This is a genomic window from Methylobacterium sp. E-045, assembly GCF_022829685.1.
Taxonomy (GTDB): Bacteria; Pseudomonadota; Alphaproteobacteria; order Rhizobiales; family Beijerinckiaceae; genus Methylobacterium.
In genome coordinates, this window is record NZ_JAKSYE010000028.1 from 65,865 (window position 1) to 85,645 (window position 19,781).

The 19,781-nt window shown below is 69.2% G+C and carries 18 protein-coding genes; 11 read left to right on the forward strand and 7 right to left on the reverse strand.

The window, feature by feature from the left end; genetic code table 11:
- The first annotated feature begins 8 nt into the window (after positions 1-8).
- The 6 genes from acsF (at position 9) to bchO (ending at position 7,298) form a co-directional block, all read left to right on the forward strand.
- The gene (acsF, locus tag MKK51_RS03125; protein ID WP_243974969.1) at positions 9-1,046 is read left to right on the forward strand and encodes a magnesium-protoporphyrin IX monomethyl ester (oxidative) cyclase; all 1,038 of its coding nucleotides are present in this window, start codon (positions 9-11) and stop codon (positions 1,044-1,046) included.
- An 11-nt stretch (positions 1,047-1,057) separates the two neighbouring features.
- Positions 1,058-1,975 carry a putative photosynthetic complex assembly protein PuhE gene (gene puhE / locus MKK51_RS03130; RefSeq protein ID WP_243974909.1) on the forward strand — a complete coding sequence of 306 codons (918 nt, stop codon included), beginning with the start codon at positions 1,058-1,060 and terminating at the stop codon, positions 1,973-1,975.
- Positions 1,976-2,042: 67 nt separating this feature from the next.
- Positions 2,043-3,260 (forward strand): 5-aminolevulinate synthase, encoded by a 1,218-nt coding sequence (gene hemA, locus MKK51_RS03135; protein WP_243974910.1) that lies wholly within the window; start codon positions 2,043-2,045, stop codon positions 3,258-3,260.
- A gap of 362 nt (positions 3,261-3,622) precedes the next feature.
- On the forward strand, positions 3,623-4,597 hold the full coding sequence (gene bchI, locus MKK51_RS03140) for a magnesium chelatase ATPase subunit I (RefSeq protein WP_243974911.1): 975 nt from the start codon (positions 3,623-3,625) through the stop codon (positions 4,595-4,597).
- Positions 4,594-6,369, forward strand: coding sequence for a magnesium chelatase subunit D (locus MKK51_RS03145; RefSeq protein ID WP_243974912.1), 1,776 nt, complete (start codon positions 4,594-4,596; stop codon positions 6,367-6,369). The genes bchI and MKK51_RS03145 overlap by 4 nt, the downstream gene beginning before the upstream one ends.
- An 11-nt stretch (positions 6,370-6,380) precedes the next feature.
- Entirely contained in the window at positions 6,381-7,298 is a 918-nt protein-coding gene (gene bchO, locus MKK51_RS03150; protein ID WP_243974913.1) for an alpha/beta fold hydrolase BchO, read from the forward strand.
- A 127-nt stretch (positions 7,299-7,425) separates the two neighbouring features.
- Here the strand turns inward: bchO and MKK51_RS03155 are convergent, their stop codons facing one another.
- The gene (locus MKK51_RS03155) at positions 7,426-8,004 is read right to left on the reverse strand and encodes a PAS domain-containing protein (RefSeq protein ID WP_243974914.1); all 579 of its coding nucleotides are present in this window, start codon (positions 8,002-8,004) and stop codon (positions 7,426-7,428) included.
- 250 nt (positions 8,005-8,254) lie between these two features.
- Here MKK51_RS03155 and MKK51_RS03160 point away from each other — a divergent pair, with 250 nt between their 5' ends.
- The gene (locus tag MKK51_RS03160; protein WP_243974916.1) at positions 8,255-8,455 is read left to right on the forward strand and encodes a hypothetical protein; all 201 of its coding nucleotides are present in this window, start codon (positions 8,255-8,257) and stop codon (positions 8,453-8,455) included.
- 415 nt (positions 8,456-8,870) lie between these two features.
- Here MKK51_RS03160 and MKK51_RS03165 read toward each other — a convergent pair whose 3' ends face one another.
- Positions 8,871-10,016 (reverse strand): FAD-dependent monooxygenase, encoded by a 1,146-nt coding sequence (locus tag MKK51_RS03165; protein WP_313898788.1) that lies wholly within the window; start codon positions 10,014-10,016, stop codon positions 8,871-8,873.
- On the opposite strand from MKK51_RS03165, the gene MKK51_RS03170 reads away from it, so the two are divergent.
- Entirely contained in the window at positions 9,907-10,758 is an 852-nt protein-coding gene (locus tag MKK51_RS03170) for a TetR/AcrR family transcriptional regulator (protein WP_243974917.1), read from the forward strand. The genes MKK51_RS03165 and MKK51_RS03170 overlap by 110 nt on opposite strands.
- A 186-nt stretch (positions 10,759-10,944) precedes the next feature.
- On the opposite strand, the gene MKK51_RS03175 is transcribed toward MKK51_RS03170, so the two are convergent.
- The 3 genes from MKK51_RS03175 to MKK51_RS03185 are packed head-to-tail and all read right to left on the reverse strand — an operon-like array spanning position 10,945 to position 13,707.
- Positions 10,945-11,097, reverse strand: a complete 153-nt coding sequence (locus tag MKK51_RS03175; RefSeq protein ID WP_243974918.1) for a hypothetical protein — start codon at positions 11,095-11,097, stop codon at positions 10,945-10,947.
- Positions 11,094-12,197: a phytoene/squalene synthase family protein gene (locus MKK51_RS03180; protein WP_243974919.1), complete on the reverse strand. Its 1,104-nt coding sequence runs from the start codon at positions 12,195-12,197 to the stop codon at positions 11,094-11,096. Before MKK51_RS03180 ends, MKK51_RS03175 begins: the two co-directional genes overlap by 4 nt.
- Positions 12,178-13,707 carry a phytoene desaturase gene (locus MKK51_RS03185; RefSeq protein WP_243974920.1) on the reverse strand — a complete coding sequence of 510 codons (1,530 nt, stop codon included), beginning with the start codon at positions 13,705-13,707 and terminating at the stop codon, positions 12,178-12,180. Before MKK51_RS03185 ends, MKK51_RS03180 begins: the two co-directional genes overlap by 20 nt.
- 418 nt (positions 13,708-14,125) lie before the next feature.
- On the opposite strand from MKK51_RS03185, the gene MKK51_RS03190 reads away from it, so the two are divergent.
- From MKK51_RS03190 to MKK51_RS03200, 3 genes are all read left to right on the forward strand, one after another.
- A complete protein-coding gene (locus MKK51_RS03190) occupies positions 14,126-15,406 on the forward strand; it encodes an MFS transporter (RefSeq protein WP_243974921.1) in 1,281 nt (426 codons plus the stop codon).
- A 134-nt stretch (positions 15,407-15,540) separates the two neighbouring features.
- Positions 15,541-16,428 (forward strand): amidohydrolase family protein, encoded by an 888-nt coding sequence (locus MKK51_RS03195; protein WP_243974922.1) that lies wholly within the window; start codon positions 15,541-15,543, stop codon positions 16,426-16,428.
- Between the two features lie 105 nt (positions 16,429-16,533).
- Positions 16,534-17,301, forward strand: a complete 768-nt coding sequence (locus MKK51_RS03200) for an ABC transporter substrate-binding protein (protein ID WP_243974923.1) — start codon at positions 16,534-16,536, stop codon at positions 17,299-17,301.
- A gap of 57 nt (positions 17,302-17,358) precedes the next feature.
- Here the strand turns inward: MKK51_RS03200 and MKK51_RS03205 are convergent, their stop codons facing one another.
- Both MKK51_RS03205 and crtD read right to left on the reverse strand, forming a co-directional pair.
- On the reverse strand, positions 17,359-18,258 hold the full coding sequence (locus MKK51_RS03205) for a carotenoid 1,2-hydratase (protein WP_243974924.1): 900 nt from the start codon (positions 18,256-18,258) through the stop codon (positions 17,359-17,361).
- A complete protein-coding gene (crtD, locus tag MKK51_RS03210; RefSeq protein ID WP_243974925.1) occupies positions 18,216-19,769 on the reverse strand; it encodes a 1-hydroxycarotenoid 3,4-desaturase CrtD in 1,554 nt (517 codons plus the stop codon). The genes MKK51_RS03205 and crtD overlap by 43 nt, the downstream gene beginning before the upstream one ends.
- Positions 19,770-19,781: the final 12 nt, after the last annotated feature.

Consider the following 19,781-nt stretch of genomic DNA (forward strand, 5'->3'; position numbering starts at 1 on the left):
AGCTGCCCATGAACGAGGGCACCAAGGCCGCCCAGGAGACGACCTTCCTCTCGCCCCGCTTCTACACCACGGATTTCGAGGAGCTCGACCGCACCGATGTGGAGCCCGTGCGCAAGCAATGGGACATCCTGATCGCGGAACTGCGCGCCGATCCGAACAAGCGCCACTTCATCCGCAACGAGGAGTTCGACCTCGACATGTCCGGCCTCGACCCGGACCTGCGCAAGGAGTTCATGGATTTCCTCGTCTCGTCGATCACCGCCGAGTTCTCGGGCTGCGTGCTCTACGCGGAGATGAGGAAGCGCGCCAAGAACCCCGATATCCGCGAGCTGTTCGGCTTCATGAGCCGCGACGAGGCCCGCCACGCCGGCTTCATCAACGACGTGCTCAAGGATTTCGGCATCGGCGTCGACCTGGGCTTCCTGACCAAGTCCAAGAAATACACCTTCTTCCGGCCGAAGTTCATCTTCTACGCCACCTATCTCTCCGAGAAGATCGGCTACGCCCGCTACATCACGATCTTCAGGGAGCTGGAACGCAACCCGGACCGGCGCTTCCACCCGATCTTCAAGTGGTTCGAGAAGTGGTGCAACGACGAGTTCCGCCACGGCGAGGCCTTCGCGCTGCTGATGCGGGCCAACCCCAAGCTGACGACGGGCCTCAACCGCTACTGGATCAAGTTCTTCCTGCTCGCCGTCTTCGCGACCATGTATGTGCGCGACCATTGCCGGCCGCATTTCCACAAGGCGCTCGGGGTTGATCCGACCGATTACGACTTCAAGGTGTTCCAGATCACCTCCGACATCTCGAAACAGACCTTCCCGCTCACCCTCGACCTCGACAACCCGAAATTCAAGGCGGCCCTCGACCGGCTCCTCGTCTGCTCCAACAAGCTCGCCGACGCCAAGGCGCAGGGCGGGATCGTGGGGAGGCTGAAACAGGGCGCCTGGATCGCGGCCTCGGCGGTGAACTTCGCCCGGCTCTACGCCCTGCCCACCATCGACAACCCGATGCCCGCCGAAATCCGCCTCGAGCCGGTCTGGTAGGACGCGGGAGGATGGCCGCCCACGCCGTTCCCGCGCTCTACGCGGTGCTGATCTGGTGGTTCTCCACCGGGCTCATCATCCTGCTCGATCACCGCCCCCGCCACACCCATCCCTGGAGCATGGCGGCCGGCACCCTGGTGCTGATGGCCGCGCTCTACGCCATCGGCACCAGCGCCGGGGACACCAGCGAGGCGGGCGCCTACACGGCGTTCACGGCGGCACTCCTCGTCTGGGGCTGGCAGGAGATGAGCTATTACATGGGCTACGTCGCGGGGCCGCGTAAAACCGGCTGCCCGCCGGCGACGACGGGGTTCGCCCTGTTCCGGGCTGCGGCGGCCACGAGCCTGTGGCACGAGGCGGCCATCGTCGCCGGGATGGCCGGCATCCTCGCCCTGACCTGGGGCGAGCCCAACAGGTTCGCCCTGTGGACCTACCTGATCCTCTGGGGAATGAACCTCTCGGCGCGGCTCAACATGTTCCTCGGCGTGCGCAACCTCAACGCCGAGTTCCTGCCCGAGCGCCTCGGCTACCTCGCCTGCTTCCTCAGGAACCGGCGTATGAACCCGCTGTTCCCGTTCTCCGTGGCCGTCGCCGCCCTGGTGACGATCCTGCTCGCGCGGGCCGCGACGGGGGAGGGGGTCGACGCCCACGAGGTGGCCGGCTTCACCATCGTCACCACCCTGATGGCGCTGGCGACCCTGGAGCACGGCTTCCTGATGCTGCCCCTGCCCTCGGCGGCCCTGTGGGCCTGGAGCCTGCCGAAGGCCGCCGGCACCCCCAACCCTCCCCCCTATGCGGGGGAGGGGGCCTGCGGAGCGGGCGGGCGAGGGATCGGCACGGGCTTTTCCGGAGAGACGATTCCCCTCTCCCGCCCCTCGCTCACGCGAGGACCACCCTCCCCCGCAGAGGGGGGAGGGACCGCTCTCTGACGCTCCAGTGAAACGAGTCTCAAGCAGCCAACGCGAAACATCGCGATCCACAGGGAAGGGGACGGCCATGAACTACGAAGACTTCTTCGGCGATGCCTTGTCCGGTCTGCACCGCGAGGGCCGCTACCGCGTCTTCACCGATCTCGAGCGTCAGAACGGCCGCTTTCCCCACGCCACCCACCACAGCCCGGGCGGGCAGCGCCCGGTGACCGTGTGGTGCTCCAACGACTATCTCGGGATGGGCCAGAACCCGGTCGTGCTCGAGGCTATGCACGAGGCGCTCGATCGCTGCGGCGCCGGGGCCGGCGGCACCCGCAACATCTCCGGCACCAACCATTACCACGTGCTCCTGGAGCAGGAGCTCGCCGACCTCCACCGCAAGGAGGCCGCCCTCCTCTTCACCTCCGGCTACGTCTCGAACTGGGCGGCCCTCGGCACGCTCGCCGGCAAGCTGCCGGGTTGCGTGGTGCTGTCGGATGCCGAGAACCACGCCTCAATGATCGAGGGCATCAAGGCGTCCCGCGCCGAGCGCCACATCTTCCGCCACAACGACCCGGAAGACCTCGACCGCAAGCTGCGCATGATCGACCCGTCGCGGCCGAAGCTGGTGGCCTTCGAGTCGGTCTATTCCATGGACGGCGACATCGCCCCCATCGCCGAGATCTGCGACGTGGCGGACGCTCACGGCGCGCTCACCTATCTCGACGAGGTCCACGCGGTGGGACTCTACGGCCCGCGCGGCGGCGGCATCTCCGAGCGCGAAGGCCTCGCCCATCGCCTCGACGTCATCGAGGGGACCCTCGGCAAGGCCTTCGCGGTGCATGGGGGCTACATCACCGGCTCGGCCAAGCTCTGCGATTTCGTCCGCAGCTTCGCCTCGGGCTTCATCTTCACCACCTCGCTGCCGCCTGCCGTGGCGGCGGGGGCCGCGGCGAGCATCAAGCACCTGAAGGCCAGCGGCACCGAGCGCGCCCGGCATCAGGAGCGGGTCGCCCAGGTCCGCGCCCGCCTCGACGCCGCCGGCATCCCCTACCTTCCCAACGACAGCCACATCGTGCCCGTGATGGTCGGCGACCCGGTCCTGTGCAAGGCGATCAGCGACACGCTCCTCGACGAGTTCGGCATCTACGTCCAGCCGATCAACTACCCCACCGTGCCGCGCGGGACCGAGCGCCTGCGCATCACCCCGTCGCCGCTGCATTCGGACGCCGATATCGAGCACCTGGTCGGGGCGCTGACCGCGATCTGGACGCGGATGGGCGTGGAGCAGGCGGCGGCGGAGTGATGGCAAGAAGCCCTCCCCCCATCGCGGGGGAGGGTGCCTGCGGAGCAGGCGCGAGAGGGGGCGACGTTTCCGGAGCCGGCGCTTCCCTCACCCGACCCGCTTCGCGGGCCACCCTCTCCCGCAATGGGGAGAGGGAGATGCGCACACCCTGTCGAGACACCGGGAGACGGCCTATGATCCTGAATGGAACGACCCGAACGGTGTCTCCCGGATCAGCATCCCATCCTCTCCCCCGTCCCGGATCACCGGAGCGCGGCGCGAGCCAGGGAATTCTCCGGAAGCCCGGGGGCGACGAAGCATCCATCGCGGCCCCGGCCCCGCCCGTCACTTTCCCCTTCTCCGCCATCGTCGGCCAGGACGAGATGCGGCGCGCCCTGATGATCGCGGCGGTGGACCCGTCCGTGGGCGGCGTCCTCGTCTTCGGCGACCGGGGTACCGGCAAGTCCACGGCGATCCGGGGCCTCGCCGCCCTGCTGCCGCCGATGAAGGCGGTGATCGGCTGCCCCTATTCCTGCGATCCCGCCAAGGCCGCCGGCGAGTGCCCGCATTGTTCCGGCCGCCCCGAAACCCGGCGAAGCCACCTCGCGCCGGTTCCGGTGGTGGACCTGCCGCTCGGCGCCACCGAGGACCGGGTGGTGGGCGCCCTCGACCTCGAACGGGCGCTCACCCGCGGCGAGAAGGCGTTCGAGCCGGGGCTGCTGGCCCGCGCCAACCGCGGCTTCCTCTATATCGACGAGGTCAACCTCCTCGACGACCACCTCGTCGACCTCCTCCTCGATGTGGCGGCCTCCGGGATCAACACCGTGGAGCGCGAGGGGTTGAGCGTCCGGCACCCGGCGAAATTCGTGCTGGTGGGCAGCGGCAACCCGGAGGAGGGGGAGCTGCGGCCCCAGCTCCTCGACCGGTTCGGCCTCGCGGTGGAGGTGACCACGCCCACGGATCTCCCCACCCGCATCGACGTGGTGCGCCGGCGCGACGCCTACGAGCGCGACCCCGCGGGCTTCTGCGCCGCCTATGCCAAGGCCGACCGCGCACTCCAGAAGCGGCTCACCGCCGCCCGCGCGCGCCTGTCCGCCCTCGACGTCCCTGACGAGACCCTGGAGGCCGCCGCCCGGCTCTGCCTCGCCTTGGGCACCGACGGCCTGCGCGGCGAGCTGACCCTGATGCGCACCGCCCGGGCGCTGGCCGCCTACGAGGGGGCCGACACCGTGGGGATCGACCATCTCCGGCAGGTCGCGCCGTCCGCCCTGCGCCACCGCCTGCGCCGCAACCCCCTCGACGAATCGGGCTCCACCGCCCGCGTGGCGCGGGCGGTGGCGGAGGTGCTGGGGTCGTGAGCGAGGGTCCGGCGACCTGGAACGACGCCCTGCGCATCGCCCGGCTCGTGGCCGCCGACCCTCACGGATGCGGCGGCGTGGTGGTCCGCGCCGGGGCCGGGCCGGTGCGCGACCGCTGGCTCGACGTCCTGCGCAACAACCTGAGCCCCGGAACCCCGCTGCGGCGGATGCCGGCGGGGATCGCCGAGGACCGCCTCGTCGGCGGGCTCGACCTCGCGGCGACCCTCTCCGCCGGGCGGCCGGTGGCCCAGGCCGGGCTGCTGGCCGAGGCCCATGGGGGTCTCCTCGTCGCCGCGATGGCGGAGCGGATGGGGCCGGGCACCGCCGCGCATCTCGCCGCCGCCCTCGATTCCGGGCGCCTGCGGGTGGAGCGGGACGGGCTGGCGGAGACCCGGCCGGCCCGGTTCGGGCTGATCCTCCTCGACGAGGGGATCGGCGAGGACGAGGCCGCCCCGGCCGCCCTCACCGATCGGCTGGCCTTCCATCTCGATCTCACGACCGTACCGCCGAGCGCCACGCGACCGGTGCTTCCACCGCCATCCGACGCCCGTTCGCCGGAATCCGAAGGGCCGTCGGATGGCGGTGCGCGGAGCGGCCACGATCCCGTCGCCGACCTGAGCGAGGTCGCGGCCCGGCTCGGCATCGCCTCCTTGCGCGCGCCGCTCCTCGCCCTTCGGGTCGCCCGCCTCCTCGCCCGCCTCGACGGCCGTGCCGGGATCGCCGAGGCGGATGCGCGGGAGGCCGCGCGCCTCGTCCTCGGCCACCGCGCCACCCGCCTGCCCGAACGCGAGGCTCCCCCCGAGGAGGACGAGCGGGACGAAGAACGGGACGAGGGCGCACCGGACGCCCCGTCGCCCCCCGAACGGGCGGAGTCCGGCGCCGATCCGGAGGAGGGCACCGCGTCCCCCCCCGACGACCGCATCGTCGAGGCCGCGCGCGCCGCGATCCCCGCCGGGCTCCTGGCGATGCTGCTGCGGGACGGCCCGCGCCTGCGGATGCCGAAGGCCGGCAAGGCCGGGGCGAAGGCCGTCTCCGCCCGCTCCGGCCGGCCCATGGGCGCGCGGCCGGGCGATCCGCGACGGGGCCGCCTCGATCTCATCGCGACGCTCCGCGCCGCCGCCCCCTGGCAGGGCCTCCGCCGGGGCCCCGAGGGGGGCGGCACCTGCCTCATGATCCGCCCCGACGACATCCGAATCACCCGGTTCCGGCAGCGGACCGAGACCACGACGATCTTCACCGTCGACGCCTCGGGCTCCTCCGCCCTGGAGCGGCTGGCCGAGGCCAAGGGGGCCGTCGAACTGCTTCTGGCCGAGGCCTATACGAGGCGGGACAAGGTCGCCCTCGTCGCCTTTCGCGGCGCGGGCGCGGAGCTGGTCCTCGCGCCGACGCGCTCCCTGGTGCGGGCGAGGCGCGGGCTCGCCGCCCTGCCGGGTGGGGGCGGGACGCCGCTTGCCACCGGCATCGACACCGCCGGCGAGGTGGCCCTCGGGGTCAGGCGCGGGGGCGGGACGCCGGTGGTGGTGATGCTCACCGACGGCCGGGCCAACGTCGCCCGGTCGGGGATCGCCGGGCGGGAGCGGGCGGGCGAGGATTCGCTCAACGCCGCCCGCCTCTTCCGCGAGGCGGCCTTCCGCGCCATCCTCATCGACACGGCGCAGCGGCCGCAGGATTCGGCGCGCCGCCTCGCCGCCGCCATGGGCGCACGCTATCTGCCCCTGCCCCATGCCGATGCCGGGGTGATGAGCGCCGCGATCCGGTCGGCGAGGGAATAGAGGGTTCCAGCATGCGCGCGCCCGCCGAACGACCCCGATGGGAGCGCGAGGGCGCCGACTGGCCGCACCGGGAGGCGAGCCGCTTCGTCACGGCCTCCGGCCTGTCCTGGCACATCCAGGAGATGGGGGAGGAAGGGGCACCGACCGTGCTCCTCCTCCACGGCACGGGGGCCGCCACGCATTCCTGGCGCGGGCTGATGCCGCTCCTGGCGACACGCTTCCGCATCGTCGCCCCGGACCTGCCGGGCCACGGCTTCACCGACCCGCTCCCCGCCGCCCGGCTCTCCCTGCCGGGGATGGCTGGCGCCGTGGGCGACCTCCTCGACAGCCTCGCCCTCCGCCCGACCCTGGTCGTCGGCCATTCGGCGGGGGCGGCGATCCTGGTCCGGCTCTGCCTCGACGGGCGGGTCACCCCCGATCTCCTGGTGGCGCTCAACGGGGCGCTGACCCCGTTCCCCGGCCTCGCCTCGGTGCTGTTCCCGAGCATGGCGCGGCTGCTCTTCCTCAACCCGGTGACCCCGAAACTCTTCGCCTGGACCGCCGACCGCCCGGCGGTGGAGCGCCTGATTCGCGGCACCGGCTCCCGCCTCGACCCGCAGGGGCTCGACCTCTACCGCCGCCTGTTCCGCACCCCCGGCCATGTGGCCGGGGCGCTCGGCATGATGGCGAACTGGGACCTCGCCAGCCTCGACCGCGCCATCCCCCGCCTCGCCACGCCGACGCTCCTCGTGGTCGGCAGCGAGGACAAGGCGATCTCCCCCGACACCGCCTTCGCCCTGCAGAAGCGCCTGCCCCACGCCCGCATGGAGCTCCTGCGCGGCCTCGGCCATCTCGCTCATGAGGAGGCGCCGGAGAAGGTGGCGGCGGTGATCTTTGCGGCGATGGCGCCAGCGGCTGGGGAGGCGATCGGGGCCGGTGTATCGCCGTGATGGCGAGCCGGTGATGTCTCAGGCTTGAATTCGGGGACGAGGTCTGTCGCGGCCGGCCACCCGGCCCCGACCTTTTGCCGCGAAGCGGACACTCTGCATCCGACCCAACGCAGACGCTTGAGAACGATTATCGCTGGCCGAGAGCTCGTCCTAGGCTGAACAGCAGCAAATCAGCCAAGATTTTCACGTCGGACGGCGCATCGGTGCCAAGCGTCTCCTTGAGCGAAAGGGCAAGATTGGCGGCACGAATGAGAGGGTCATGCAGCTTCGGAGCCTGGTTGAGAATGTAGCGCTCACCCCCGTCGCGAATTTCTGTGATATCGATCAGGATGCCCCGCGATCGTAAGGGGCGCCCAACGTCGTCAAGATGCGTCCGCCCGCGATTAAGGAGCCATCGGACGGACCCGTTGGCTGCCAGCACGCGATACTCAGCCAGTACGAGCCCCCCGGCTTTAGCGGCGCGCCTCATATGCTCAGCCAGCCACTCTTGATCCATCGGATGGACGGCCGAGGCAGCGGCCGCTCCGCTGATCTCGCGGTCTGCAAGTTCGGGATCACCAGTCAGAAGCTGTGCCGCTCCTTCGTCGTAGGTTACCACCCCACGGACGTGGTCCCAGTCCCACGTTCCAACGACGCACGAGGCCTCAAGCGAGGCATGCAAATCCTCCAAATCATTGGAGAAACCGTCTATGGCATTGACGCGCATCCGCCCTCTCGTACAACTTCCAAACGCAATTCAAATCGAAAAACAATAACAATGCCGGTCGATTTGTTCCTGATGAATTCTATGCTAGGCGCTCCAAACCTTACGCAAAAAATTTGATTGGAACCGAAGTACGTTTCGCGCAATCATCATTCACCGGCGCGCGAGATATATAATTCGAGCATTTGTTTTGGGAAGCAAATTCAAGAATAGCGGGATTGACGACCCTACAGTCAAAAATTGGGAAACCCTCATGCGTGTTTCGCAAGCTGTTGGTGTACCCATATCGGCCTTTATTGCTGATTCCAACTCAGGCTTATCGAAGTCCTTGATGGAAGCAAGGGCGGATCACATGATAGCGTTAGTCAAATGCTATATGAATGACGCCAGCGATTACGAAAGAGATAAATTTATCAGCTTCTTGAAATTATTGACAGATGCTGAGGCGCTTTAGGTCGCAGCATAAGTGTCTATCTATAGGCTGGCTGATTCAGCGTGCTGTGCGGTCTCTAACCCCCTTGGGGCTCAACCTCTGTTCCCCACCCTTAGAGCATTTTCCGTAATCTCCGGATCACGGAAAATGCTCTAATCTGCTGTGTGGTCGCATTTTCTTCACGCGAGCCGGCATCCACCTCGCTAGAAAATGCTCTAGCGGTCCTTCGAGTCATCTAGGGGCGGACGTTCCATGATAATTGTGCGCTCCTCTCCATGGTGGCTGTCTCGAACCGAGATGAACCCCAGCTTTGCGTAGAACGGCTCCGCCGTGACGGACGAGGGGACGGCCAGGGGGCAAGGTCAGTGGGTACTTTCCAAGACCCGTTCCTTGGCGCTAAGCGTCCATTCAGTTCCGCTCGGCGCGGTCATGATGATTAGACGCCGATCTCTCCGATGCTCAGCTTTCGATCTCGCTCTGCGATTTCGGCCTCGTCGCCGGGAAACAGCATCTGTACGCTGTCGATAGCGGCCCGTTCCTGCACCTGCTCCACGAACGGCCGTAGTCCTTCCTCATAGTCGTGAAATGCAGCGGCGTGGTCGTCCGGGTGCCGTGCGAGGGCCTCGGCCAGCCGTCCCGCGCCGATGATCGCCATCGAGCCACCGAGGCCTGCGAACGGCGACACGCAATAGCCGGCATCGCCGACAAGCGTGATGCGCCCGTTCGACCACGTCGGCATCCTGATCTGAGTGATACGATCGAAATAGAAGTCATTGTCCTCGCCCACCTGGGCGAGCATGTCCGGAACTTTCCACGCGAGACCAGAAAAATGGTCCTTGATCAGACGACGTTGCTGATCCTTGTCGCGGTAATCGTATTCGATCTCGCCGGCCGTGCGGAAGCCGAAGCCGATATCCGTACGATCGTCATAACCGTTCAGCATCGCCATTCGTCCCGGAACGGCGAAAACCTCCGACGTATTCGGGGGGAGCAATCCGGTGTCTGGCACAACTTTTAGGTAAAAATACCCACCCATGAAATAGGTGAACGGCTCACCGTCGCCGAACATCAGCCTGCGCGTGTTGGAGCGGTTTCCATCGCAGCCAAAGATCAGTGCGAATTCATGCCGACTGCCGTCGCTGAACGTCGCCGACACCGCTTCCGGGCGCTGTTCGATCGCCACGATTGAGCGGTTGAACAGCAGTTCCACATCTCCCTCGATCGCGCCCGACAGAACATCCAACAGGTCGTCGCGGTGGATCTCGTATCGCGGCCCCGCCTCGTCGTCCGGGTGGTGGCCCATCTCGCCCAGTGTCGTGTTTTTCGCATCCTTGAAGGCGAAGCGCCGAGGGGGAAGCGTTCTGGCCCGAACGGCGTCCATCAACCCCATGCGCGTGAGAATGGCGATCGTCTCGCCCTCGATGTCGACGGGCGTCCCGCCACGCCGGAGGCCCGGCGCGACGTCGATCACCGTGACGCGGTATCCGAGTCTGTTCAGCCTGAATGCCGTCGCCAGGCCGGCGAAACTCGCGCCGCTGACGAGCACGGATCGCGGTTCGGTAAGGGACGGACCTGACATCATGGTTGACGTAGGCATGCTGCCACCTCAAGATAATCTCGATACGAGTCTATACCGAGTATACTTTGATATGCAGGACCAGGCAAGCCCCACGCCGGACAGGCGCACGCGGAAGCGGCTGGCGACGCGCCAGGCCATCTCCGATTCGGCCACGCGCCTGTTCATGGAGCACGGCTTCGATCAGGTGACGGTCGATCAGATCGCGGAGGCAGCGGATGTCGGCCGCATGACCGTGTTCAATCATTTTCCCCGTAAGGAGGACATGTTCTTCGACCGCGAGGACGAGGTGCGCGGATTGGTGTCCGCGGCCATCCACGGTCGGGACGACGGAACGAGCCCGGTCGCGGCGCTGCGCTTGCTCGCTGACCGCTGTATCGAGGACCGGAACCCGCTCCTGCCGCTGTTCGGTCCGTCGCTGAGGTTCGTGGCGACGGCGCTGGCCAGCGAGGCCTTGAAGGCGCGCGCCCGGCAGATGTGCAGCGCGTTCACGCGGGTTCTGGCAACGATGCTGGCCGAATCGGTCGATCGACCGGCGGAGGATCCCGACGCCCATCTCCTGGCGGGCTTGCTCGTCGCCACATGGAGCGTGGCGTTTTTCGAAGGCTATAACGTGGCTGACAGGCACGGGGACACCGCGGCCGCCGGTCGAATCTTTCTTCGTCTCATCGATCGAGGCTTCCAAGCCGCCGCAGTCGCGGCAGCGGGAACGCCCTATGTCGAAGCGGGCCCACAGCGTGGGTTCTGAGAGCGGACCGTCCCATACGACTCAGGGTCGGAACCGGTCAGCCCCCAAACCGCGACCAAACCAGAAACGCGGCTCGATCGGCCCGGCGGGCGGATGCAGGTGCATCGTCAGGACGGCGCGACCTTCGATGAGAGCGGCGATCTCGCCGCGCGGGATGGGGTGAGGCGACGACGGCGGGGTCCGGTGTCACGCGGCGGGATCGTCCGGGGGGCGGCGGGCGGCCTCGTCCCGGTCCTTGCGGATGCTGCGCCGGACGACGATCAGCTGCCAGAGGGCCAGCCCCAGCGCCAGGGCGAAGACGAGGCCGATGTCGAAGGCGGCAAAGAGCCGGTCGCTCACGAGGGGGCCGGCGCGCGGCCGAGCGCCTCGCGCTCGCGCAGGGTCTCCACCAGGTCCAGCACCTGCGCCACCTGCGCCGGCACGTTCCACCAGGGCGGGATCCGGGGGGCCATCGACGGCCGGGCGGCCACGGCCTCGATCAGGAACAGGATCTCCGGCAGGGGTGTTTCGCGCAACGTCGCCGTGTCGTCCGTCGCGACCAGGGCGCGGGCGAGGAGCGCGAGCTTGCGGCGCCCGTCCACGCGGGCGCGGCGCGAGACCGAATCGTAGCCGGCCCGTTCCACCTCGCGGCCGATCTCGGCATAGATCAGCCGCGCCGCGCGGATCGCCGGGCGGCAGGCGGGGGGCAGGCCGGCGATGCCGGATTCCGAGCGGGCATAGAGGCGCTCCGCCGCCGCCAGCAGGCGCGCCACGACGCCGCCGAGGGCGGGGGTGAAACCGGGCGCGCGCAGGAAGTGGTCCGGGTCGATTCCCGCCTCCCTCAGCCAGGCGCGCGGCAGGTAGAGCCGGCCCGCCCGAGCATCCTCGCCGACGTCGCGGGCGATGTTGGTGAGCTGCATGGCGATGCCGAGGTCGCAGGCGCGGGCGAGCACGTCGGGATCGCGCACGCCCATGACCAGGGTCATCATCGCCCCCACCGAGGCGGCCACCCGCGCCGCGTAGGCGGCGAGGTCGGAGAGGGTTTCGTAGCGGCGGCCTTCGGCATCCCAGGCCAGCCCCTCGATCAAGGCGGCGGGCAGCGCCTGGGGGATGGCGTGATCGGCGACGATGTCGGCCAGTGCCCGGTCCGCCGGGGCGTCGCAAGGGCGGCCGTCATAGGCGAGGGCGAGGCGCATCCGCAGCCGCGCCACGGCGGGACGGCGGCCGCTCTCGGCGACGTCGTCCACCGCGTCGTCGGAGAGGCGGCAGAAGGCGTAGAGCCCGTAGGCCGGCCGGCGGATGGAGGGCGGCAGCAGGGCGGAGGCGGCGAAGAAGCTGCGCGACCCGGTGCGGATCGCCGCCCGGCAGGTGGCGTGGTCGGCCGCATCAGCATGGGGGATCGCCCAGAGGGGCGGCCGGGAATCGTCGAGGCGGGAGAGGTCAGGCGAAGACGCGCGCATCCGGCACCACGGTATCGAGAATTCGGGCGGAGGAGAGGACGCCGGGCAGGCCGGCGCCGGGATGGGTGCCGGCTCCCACGAGGAAGAGCCGCGCCACGTCCTCAGAGGCGTTGTGGGGCCGGAACCAGGCCGATTGCGTCAGCACGGGTTCGAGGCCGAAGCCGGAGCCGCGAAAGCTCAGGAAATCGGCGGCGAAATCCCCCGGATGCGTCACCTTCGAGGTGACGATGCTCTCCGACAGGCCTGGCATCACGGTGGCGTCGAGATGGCGCTCGATGGCGCGGCGATAGGGCTCCGCCTCTGCCATCCAATCCTGGCCGCCGGCGAGGTTGGGCACCGGGGAGAGCACGTAAAACGCATCGCAGCCCGGCGGCGCCAGCAGCGGATCGGTGGCCGTGGGGCGATGCAGGTAGAGGCTGAAATCCTTCGACAGAACCTTGCGCCGAAAAATGTCGTCGATGAGCCCGCGATAACGCGGTCCCATCAGGATGGTGTGGTGGGCGATGTCCGGAAAGGTCCGGTTCGTGCCGAAATACCAGACGAACAGGCCCATGGAGGAATGCGACCGGTCGAGGCGGCGGTCGGTCCAGCGCCGCCGCACCCCGTCGGGGAGGAGGGTGCGGTGGGTGAAGGCGGAATCGGCGTTGGAGACGACGATGTCGGCGGCGATGCGCTCGCCCGAGGCGAGGGCGACCCCGGTGGCGGCCCCGTCCTCCACGAGGATGCGCGCGACCTCCGCCCCGCAGCGGACCGACCCGCCCTGGCCCCGGATCAGCCCGGCGAGCCCGTCCACCAGGCGGCCGGTGCCGCCCAGCGCGAAATGCACGCCCCAGCGCCGTTCGAGATGGGCGATGAGGCAGTAGATCGCGCTCGCCCGGAACGGGCTGCCGCCGATGAGGAGGGGGTGGAAGCTGAAGATCGTCCGCAGGCGCTCGTCGCGGATGTGGCTCGCCACCACGTCGTAGACGCTGCGGTGCCCGCCGAGGCGCACGAGATCGGGCATGATCCGCAGCATGTCCGAGACCGACGTGAAGGGCACGTGGCCGAGCCGCTCGAACCCCACCTCGCAGATCGCCCGCGAGCGCTCCATGAAGCGCTCGTAGCCGGCCACATCCCCGGGCGAGAACCGCGCCACCTCCGCGCGCATGGCGTCGAGATCGCCGCTATAGTCGAAGGTCGCCCCGTCCTCGAAGCGGATGCGGTAGAACGGCAGCATCGGCGCCAGGACGACGTCGTCCTCCATGCGCCGCCCGCACAGGGTCCAGAGCTCCTCGAACAGGAACGGCGCGGTGACGATGGTCGGCCCGGCATCGAAGGTGAAGCCGTCCTGGCGATGCACCCGCGCCCGCCCGCCGGGCTGCTCGAGCCGCTCCAGCACCGTGACCCGGTAGCCCCGCGCCCCGAGGCGGATGGCGGCGGCCAGCCCCCCGAATCCGCTGCCGATCACCACCGCATGGGGGCGCCGGGCCGGCCGGGACGAGGAGGTCGGCACATCGCTGAGTGTCAACATAAGCTGACACTATCAGGCGAAAAATCGTGGAGGCAAGCGCTGATTTCCGAGCGCCCGCGATGGCGTGTCCGGCGGGGGGAAACAGTCCCTCCGCTTCGGAGCGTCATGGGGCCGGAATCAGTCGAGATCGTCGCGTCAGGGAACGCCGCGTCTCCGACAGTCGCCAAGGCGCGGCCTCGACGAGGGCGGACGGAGGTTCGCCGATCCGTGGACACCCATGCCCGGGCGGATCGAACGCGCGCACGACCAGGCTCTTACAACTTTCGAGTATCGATCCTGAAAAGCGCGACCGACGGTTCCAAGACGGTTCACATCGGCGGTATGGAGTAGACCAAGAAAAAAATCCGATCATGGTGGGAGACCCGATATGGACGCCACACCGGCACTGCCAGATCGATCCGTCGACGGAGCCGCCGTCATGCGGCGCGTGGGATGGCGGATCGTCCCGTTCCTGGTGCTCTGTTACTTCATCGCCTACGTCGATCGGGTGAACGCGGGTTTCGCCGCCCTCACCATGAACAAGGATCTCGGCCTGTCGCAGGCCATGTTCGGCATCGGTGGCGGCCTGTTCTTCGTCGCCTACGTGCTGTTCGAGGTGCCGAGCAACATCGCGATGGAGAGGTTCGGCGCGCGGCTCTGGATCGCGCGCATCATGATCACCTGGGGCATGGTCGGCATCGCGATGGCGTTCATCGTGGGCCCCTACAGCTTCTATCTGTGCCGGTTCCTGCTGGGCGCGGCCGAGGCGGGGTTCTTCCCCGGCGCGCTCCTGTACCTGACCTACTGGTTCCCGAAGGCGTACCGTGCCCGCATCGTCGCCATGTTCATGGTCGCGATCCCGATCTCCAGTTTCCTCGGCTCTCCGATCTCGGCCTCCCTTCTCCAGCTCGAAGGGGCAGCAGGGCTGCACGGCTGGCAGTGGCTCTTCATCGTCGAGGCGATCCCGGCGGTCCTGCTCGGGCTCGGCGCCCTGTTCATGCTGCCGAGCCGGCCGGCGGAGGCCAAGTGGCTCGCCCCCGAGGAGCGGGCCTGGCTGCAGGATCAACTCGCGGCGGATCGCTCAGGAATTTCCCCGGTCGCGCACCACCTGCCGCTGCACAAGGTGCTGACGAACAAGTACGTCTGGGCACTGGCACTGATCTACTCGGGGTCGTCGGCCACCAGCAACGCGCTCTCCCTGTGGCAGCCGCAGATCCTCAAGGCGTTCGGCCTGTCCAACCTGGAGACCGGCCTCCTGAACATGATCCCGTTCGGCATCGCCTCGGTGTTCATGATCTTCTGGGGCCTGCGCGCCGACCGGACCGGCGAGCGGGTGTGGAGCACGGCGCTGCCCCTGGCGGCGACCTGCCTGTGCCTGTTCGCCACCAACTTCACCTCCTCGCTCACGGTGACGACGGTCCTGCTGAGCCTCGTGCTGATGGGCAACTACGCGATCAAGGGCCCGTTCTGGGCGATGGCGACGGAATGGCTCTCGGTGGGCACGGCCGCCGCCGGGATCGCGGCGATCAACACGCTCTCGCATCTCGGCACCGGCATCGCCTCGTGGCTGCTCGGCGCGATCAAGGACCAGACCGGCAGCTTCCCCCTCGCGCTGCTGCCGCTCGTCGTCCTGACCGGTTCGGGCGCGATCATGACCCTGATCCTCGGACGCGGCTCGCGTGCGCGGGCCGCCGCTCCCGCTCCGGCCGCCGCTCCATAGTCCCCACCTTCGAAGACGCCGTGGTGGTGCGGCTTCGAAGGAACGCGGACGCCCTCCCGATGAATGCCCGTGCCGACGGGTTTCCGGACGCGGCAGGGACTTGGCATGGAAACCGGGATCGCGAGGAAGCGGCGATGATCACGCGACGCATGTTCCATGGCACCCTCGTGGGCCTGGCTACGACAAATGCCTGGCCGCGGCACGGCACGGCCCAGGACGCCACGATGAGGGCCGTCGACGCCCACGCGCATGTCTTCCGGCGCGGCCTGCCGTTGGCCGCCAAGAGCCGGTACGCGCCCGACTACGATGCGACGCCGGAGGATTACATCCGGAACCTGGACGCCAACGGCCTGTCGGATGGCGTCCTCGTTCAGCCGAGTTTCCTCGGAACCGACAACAGCTACCTGCTGGAGGCGCTGAGAAGTTACCCGGACCGTTTCCGCGGCATCGCCGTGGTGGAGCCCGACATGCAACGGGAGGCCTTGCGCGAGCTCGCCGCCGCCGGGGTGGTCGGAATCCGTCTCAACCTGATCGGCGCGCAGACCCCGCCGCTCGATGCCGATCCCTGGCCGATGTTCCTGAAGCGCCTTTCCGATCTCGACTGGCAGGTCGAGGTCCAGGCGGAGGCCCGTCGATGGCCGGAACTGCTCCCCCTCTTGCTGCGGAGCGGCGTGAAGGTCGTGGCGGACCATTTCGGCAAGCCCGACCCCAAGCTCGGCATCGACGATCCGGGCTTCCGGCAATTGCTGGCCGCGGGGAACACGGGCCGCGTCTGGGTGAAGATCTCCGGCTCGTACCGCAACGGCGCCGGCCTACCGGCGGCGGCGATGCCACGGCTGCGGGAGAACTTCGGTCTCGATCATCTCGTTTGGGGGAGCGACTGGCCGAACACCCAATTCGAGACGGCGACGAGCTACGCCCGCGTGCGGAGCGAGTTGGACGCCTGGGTGCCGGATCCGAATGATCGCCGCGTCGTTCTGGTCGATGCGCCGCGCAGGCTGTTTTGGACGACAGGCCGATGAAAACGACGTCACGACGGCTGGTTGAACCGTTTCAGGACGTACCGCGTCGACGCCGGTGACCGCCCGATATCCCGGATGGGCCCGGGGCAGGTTTTTGGGAACAGCATGGACACGAACGATCTCACGGATGCGCGGGCCGATCTCTCGCCGAGCGGCGTCCTGCGGGCCGCCATCAATTTCGGCAATCCGGTCCTGGCCCAGAGGGACCCCGTCTCGGGCGAGCCCCGTGGCGTCTCGGTGGTCCTTGCCACGGAGTTGGCGCGTCGGCTCGAGGTTCCGGTCGAGTTCCGGCTCTTCGAAGCGGCCGGAAAGGCGTTCGAGGCTGTGAAGGAAGGCGAGGCCGATGTCGCATTCCTCGCCCGCGAGCCCGAACGCGCCGCCGAGGTCGCGTTCACGGCGCCCTACGTGAACATCGAAGGGACCTACCTGGTCCGCGTCGGCTCACCTCTGCGTGGGATCGAGGATTTCGACCGGGCCGGAACCCGAATCGCCGTGGGCTTGAACGCCGCCTACGACCTGTTCCTCACTCGAACCCTGCGGCATGCCGAACTGGTGCGGGCGCCGACCTCGGCGGCGGCGGTCGATCTCTTTCTCGGCCACGGATTGGACGCCGCGGCCGGCGTCCGGCAGCCCCTCGAACGGATCGCGCGCGACGACGAGGGGTTGCGGGTGATCGAAGGCCGGTTCACAGCCATCGACCAGGCGATGTGCATGGCCCCCGCCCGACCAGCGGGCCTCCTGTTCCTCATGGACTTCATCGAGGAGGCCAAGCGCTCGGGGCTGGTGGAGAAGGGCTTGGCCGAAAGCGGACAGGACAGGGCCCTCGTCGCACCGCCGGCAGCCGATTCGACGGCGGCCTTCGATCGCCCGTAGGAATCATCCGGTACGGGCATGTTCCCTTAAGCACGCGGACGGGGCACCGCATTCCCGTCACCCCGCCCGCCGCGGCATCCGGAACGGCAGCATGAACTGCACCAGCGGGTGGCCGAAGCGGGTGAGGGACAGGCTCTCGTGGACCGGGCGCACGGGCTCGCCGTCGAGGGTCGAGGCGAGGAGCGAGCGGGCGTAGAACGGCGTGTCCTCGAAGGTGCGGACGACGCTAGCCCCCCCGTCGTCGCTCCGCGTGGAGCGGGGCATGCGCCAGAACCGCGTCGACGGCAGCGCGGCGGGGAGCGGCGGGCGGATGTCGCGGCGCGTGCCGTCGGCGGCAAAGCGCAGGGACAGGTTCTGGATGCTGCCGTCGCGGCGGCGCACGTCGTAGAGGATCGCCGATCCGTCCTTGAGGTCGGCCCGGCACCAGGTCCAGTCGCTGAAGGACCGGCCGAGCGCGGTGTCGCCGTGGTTGGTGTCGAAATAGGCCGTGCCGCGCCAGGACAGGCTCGGGGCGTCGAGGGTCACCTCCACGGGGGAGGAGGGCGCCATCGGCCACCAGCGGTGCCGGCCCTCGGCGTCGAGGGTGAAGGTCTGGCCGGTGAAGCCGTTGGGGCGCAGGCGGATCGTACCGCGCACCCGCGAGGGGATCGGCGCCGTCACCTCGTCGAGGGTGATGGTGAGGGTGGTGCCGTCCCAGGCCAGACCGCTCGGGCCGATCCGGATCTGCGACGCGTCCCGGCTTAAGGAATCCCGGCCGCGCTCGGTCATGCAGAAGCGGTTGGCGCGCTCGCCGTAGAACACGACGTTCATGGTGCAGTGGTTGAACGGGTCGCGGCCGAGGTCCAGGGCGTAGTAGGGCGAGAACACGCTGCCGATGAAGGCGATGATGGTGAGGCCCTGGCGCCCGTCCTCGCTCAGGGCGTCGACATACCACCAGACGTAACCGTCGCGTGCCACCGGCGTGTCGAAGCGCGGCCCTTCGCGCCGAGATCGGCCAGCAGGCTGTCCGCCGCGATCCGCCCCGATTGCGCCGCCATCGGCACCCCCGGCCCCGGATGGACGCTGCCCCCCGCCAGATAGAGCCCCGGCAGCGCCGTCCGCGCGCCCGGCCGCTTGAACGAGGCCATCCAGCCGTGCGAGGCCCGGCCGTAGAGGGCGCCCCCCGTCGCCGGAAACAGCCCCTCGAACCCCGCCGGATCGGTGGTCACCGTCCCGGGCGTCGCCTCGATCGTCAGCCCGCATTCCGTCAGCTTGCGACGCAGGGTGGTCTCGCATGTGGCGATCTCCGTGGGGGCGAGGGGACGTTCCAGGCCGAGGGCCGGGGCGTTGACGAGGCAGAGCAGGCGCTCGGGCGCCGCGAGGGCCGAATCGTCGTCGGCACGGTCCTGCGCGCAGACATAGATCGTGGGATCCTCGGGCAGCCGGCCGGCGCGGAGATCGGCGAATTCGGCGGCGTAGTCGCCCGAGAAGAACACGTTGTGCCGCACCAGCGGGAAGCCCGAGGTCCGGGCCCTGGCGCAGAGCGTCACCGCCGAGAGCGAGCGGGCGCCGGCCGGCACCGCCTCCACCGCCCGCGCCGCCCGCGCGCCGAACAGGCCCGCGCCGAGGGCCGCCGCATCGGCATTGGCCACTACGAGATCGGCCGCGATCCGCTCGCCGTCGGCGAGGTCGAGGCCGACGATGCCGCGCCCGTTCTCCACCGCGATGGCGGCCACCGGCGCGCGATAGCGGATGCGGGCGCCGTGCTCCTGCGCCAGGTCGGCCACGACGGCGGCGAGGCGGCTGAGACCGCCCTCCACATGCCAGACGCCCTGGCTCTCCACATGCGCCACCAGCATCAGCGTCGCCGGGGCCTCGAAGGGGGAGGAGCCGCAATAGGTGGCGTAGCGCCCGAACAATTGGCGCAGGCGCGGATCGCGGAAATAGTCTCCGAGCGCCCCCCACAGGGTGGTGAAGGGCTGGATGCGCAGCAGCCCGCCGAGCCCCGACAGGCCGACGCGGCGGCCGAGATCGATAGGGCTCGGCCGGTCGCCCCGGATGAACGGTCCCTCCAGGGTGCCGTAGACCTCCGCCGCGCGGGCGCAGAAGCGGCGATAGCCGTCCTCCTCGCGGGCACCGGCGAAGGCGCGGATCGCGGCCGCCGAGGCCTCGGGATCGGCGAACAGGTCGAGGCGCTGGTCCGCCCCCCAGGCATGGCGGGCGAGGATGGAGGCCGGGCTCAGCGCCACGCGGTCCGACAGGTCGGCACCGCATTCCGAAAAGATCTCCTCGAAGACCCAGCGCATGGTGAAGACGGTGGGGCCGGCCTCCACCCGCGCCCCGTCCGCCGGAACGCTGCGCATCTTGCCGCCGGGCGCCGAGCCGCGCTCGAGCACGGTGACGTCGAGCCCCGCATGGGCGAGGCGCAGGGCCGCCACCAGCCCGCCGATCCCCGCCCCGATCACCGCAACCCGCTGCGCACCCGCCATGTCACCCGTTTC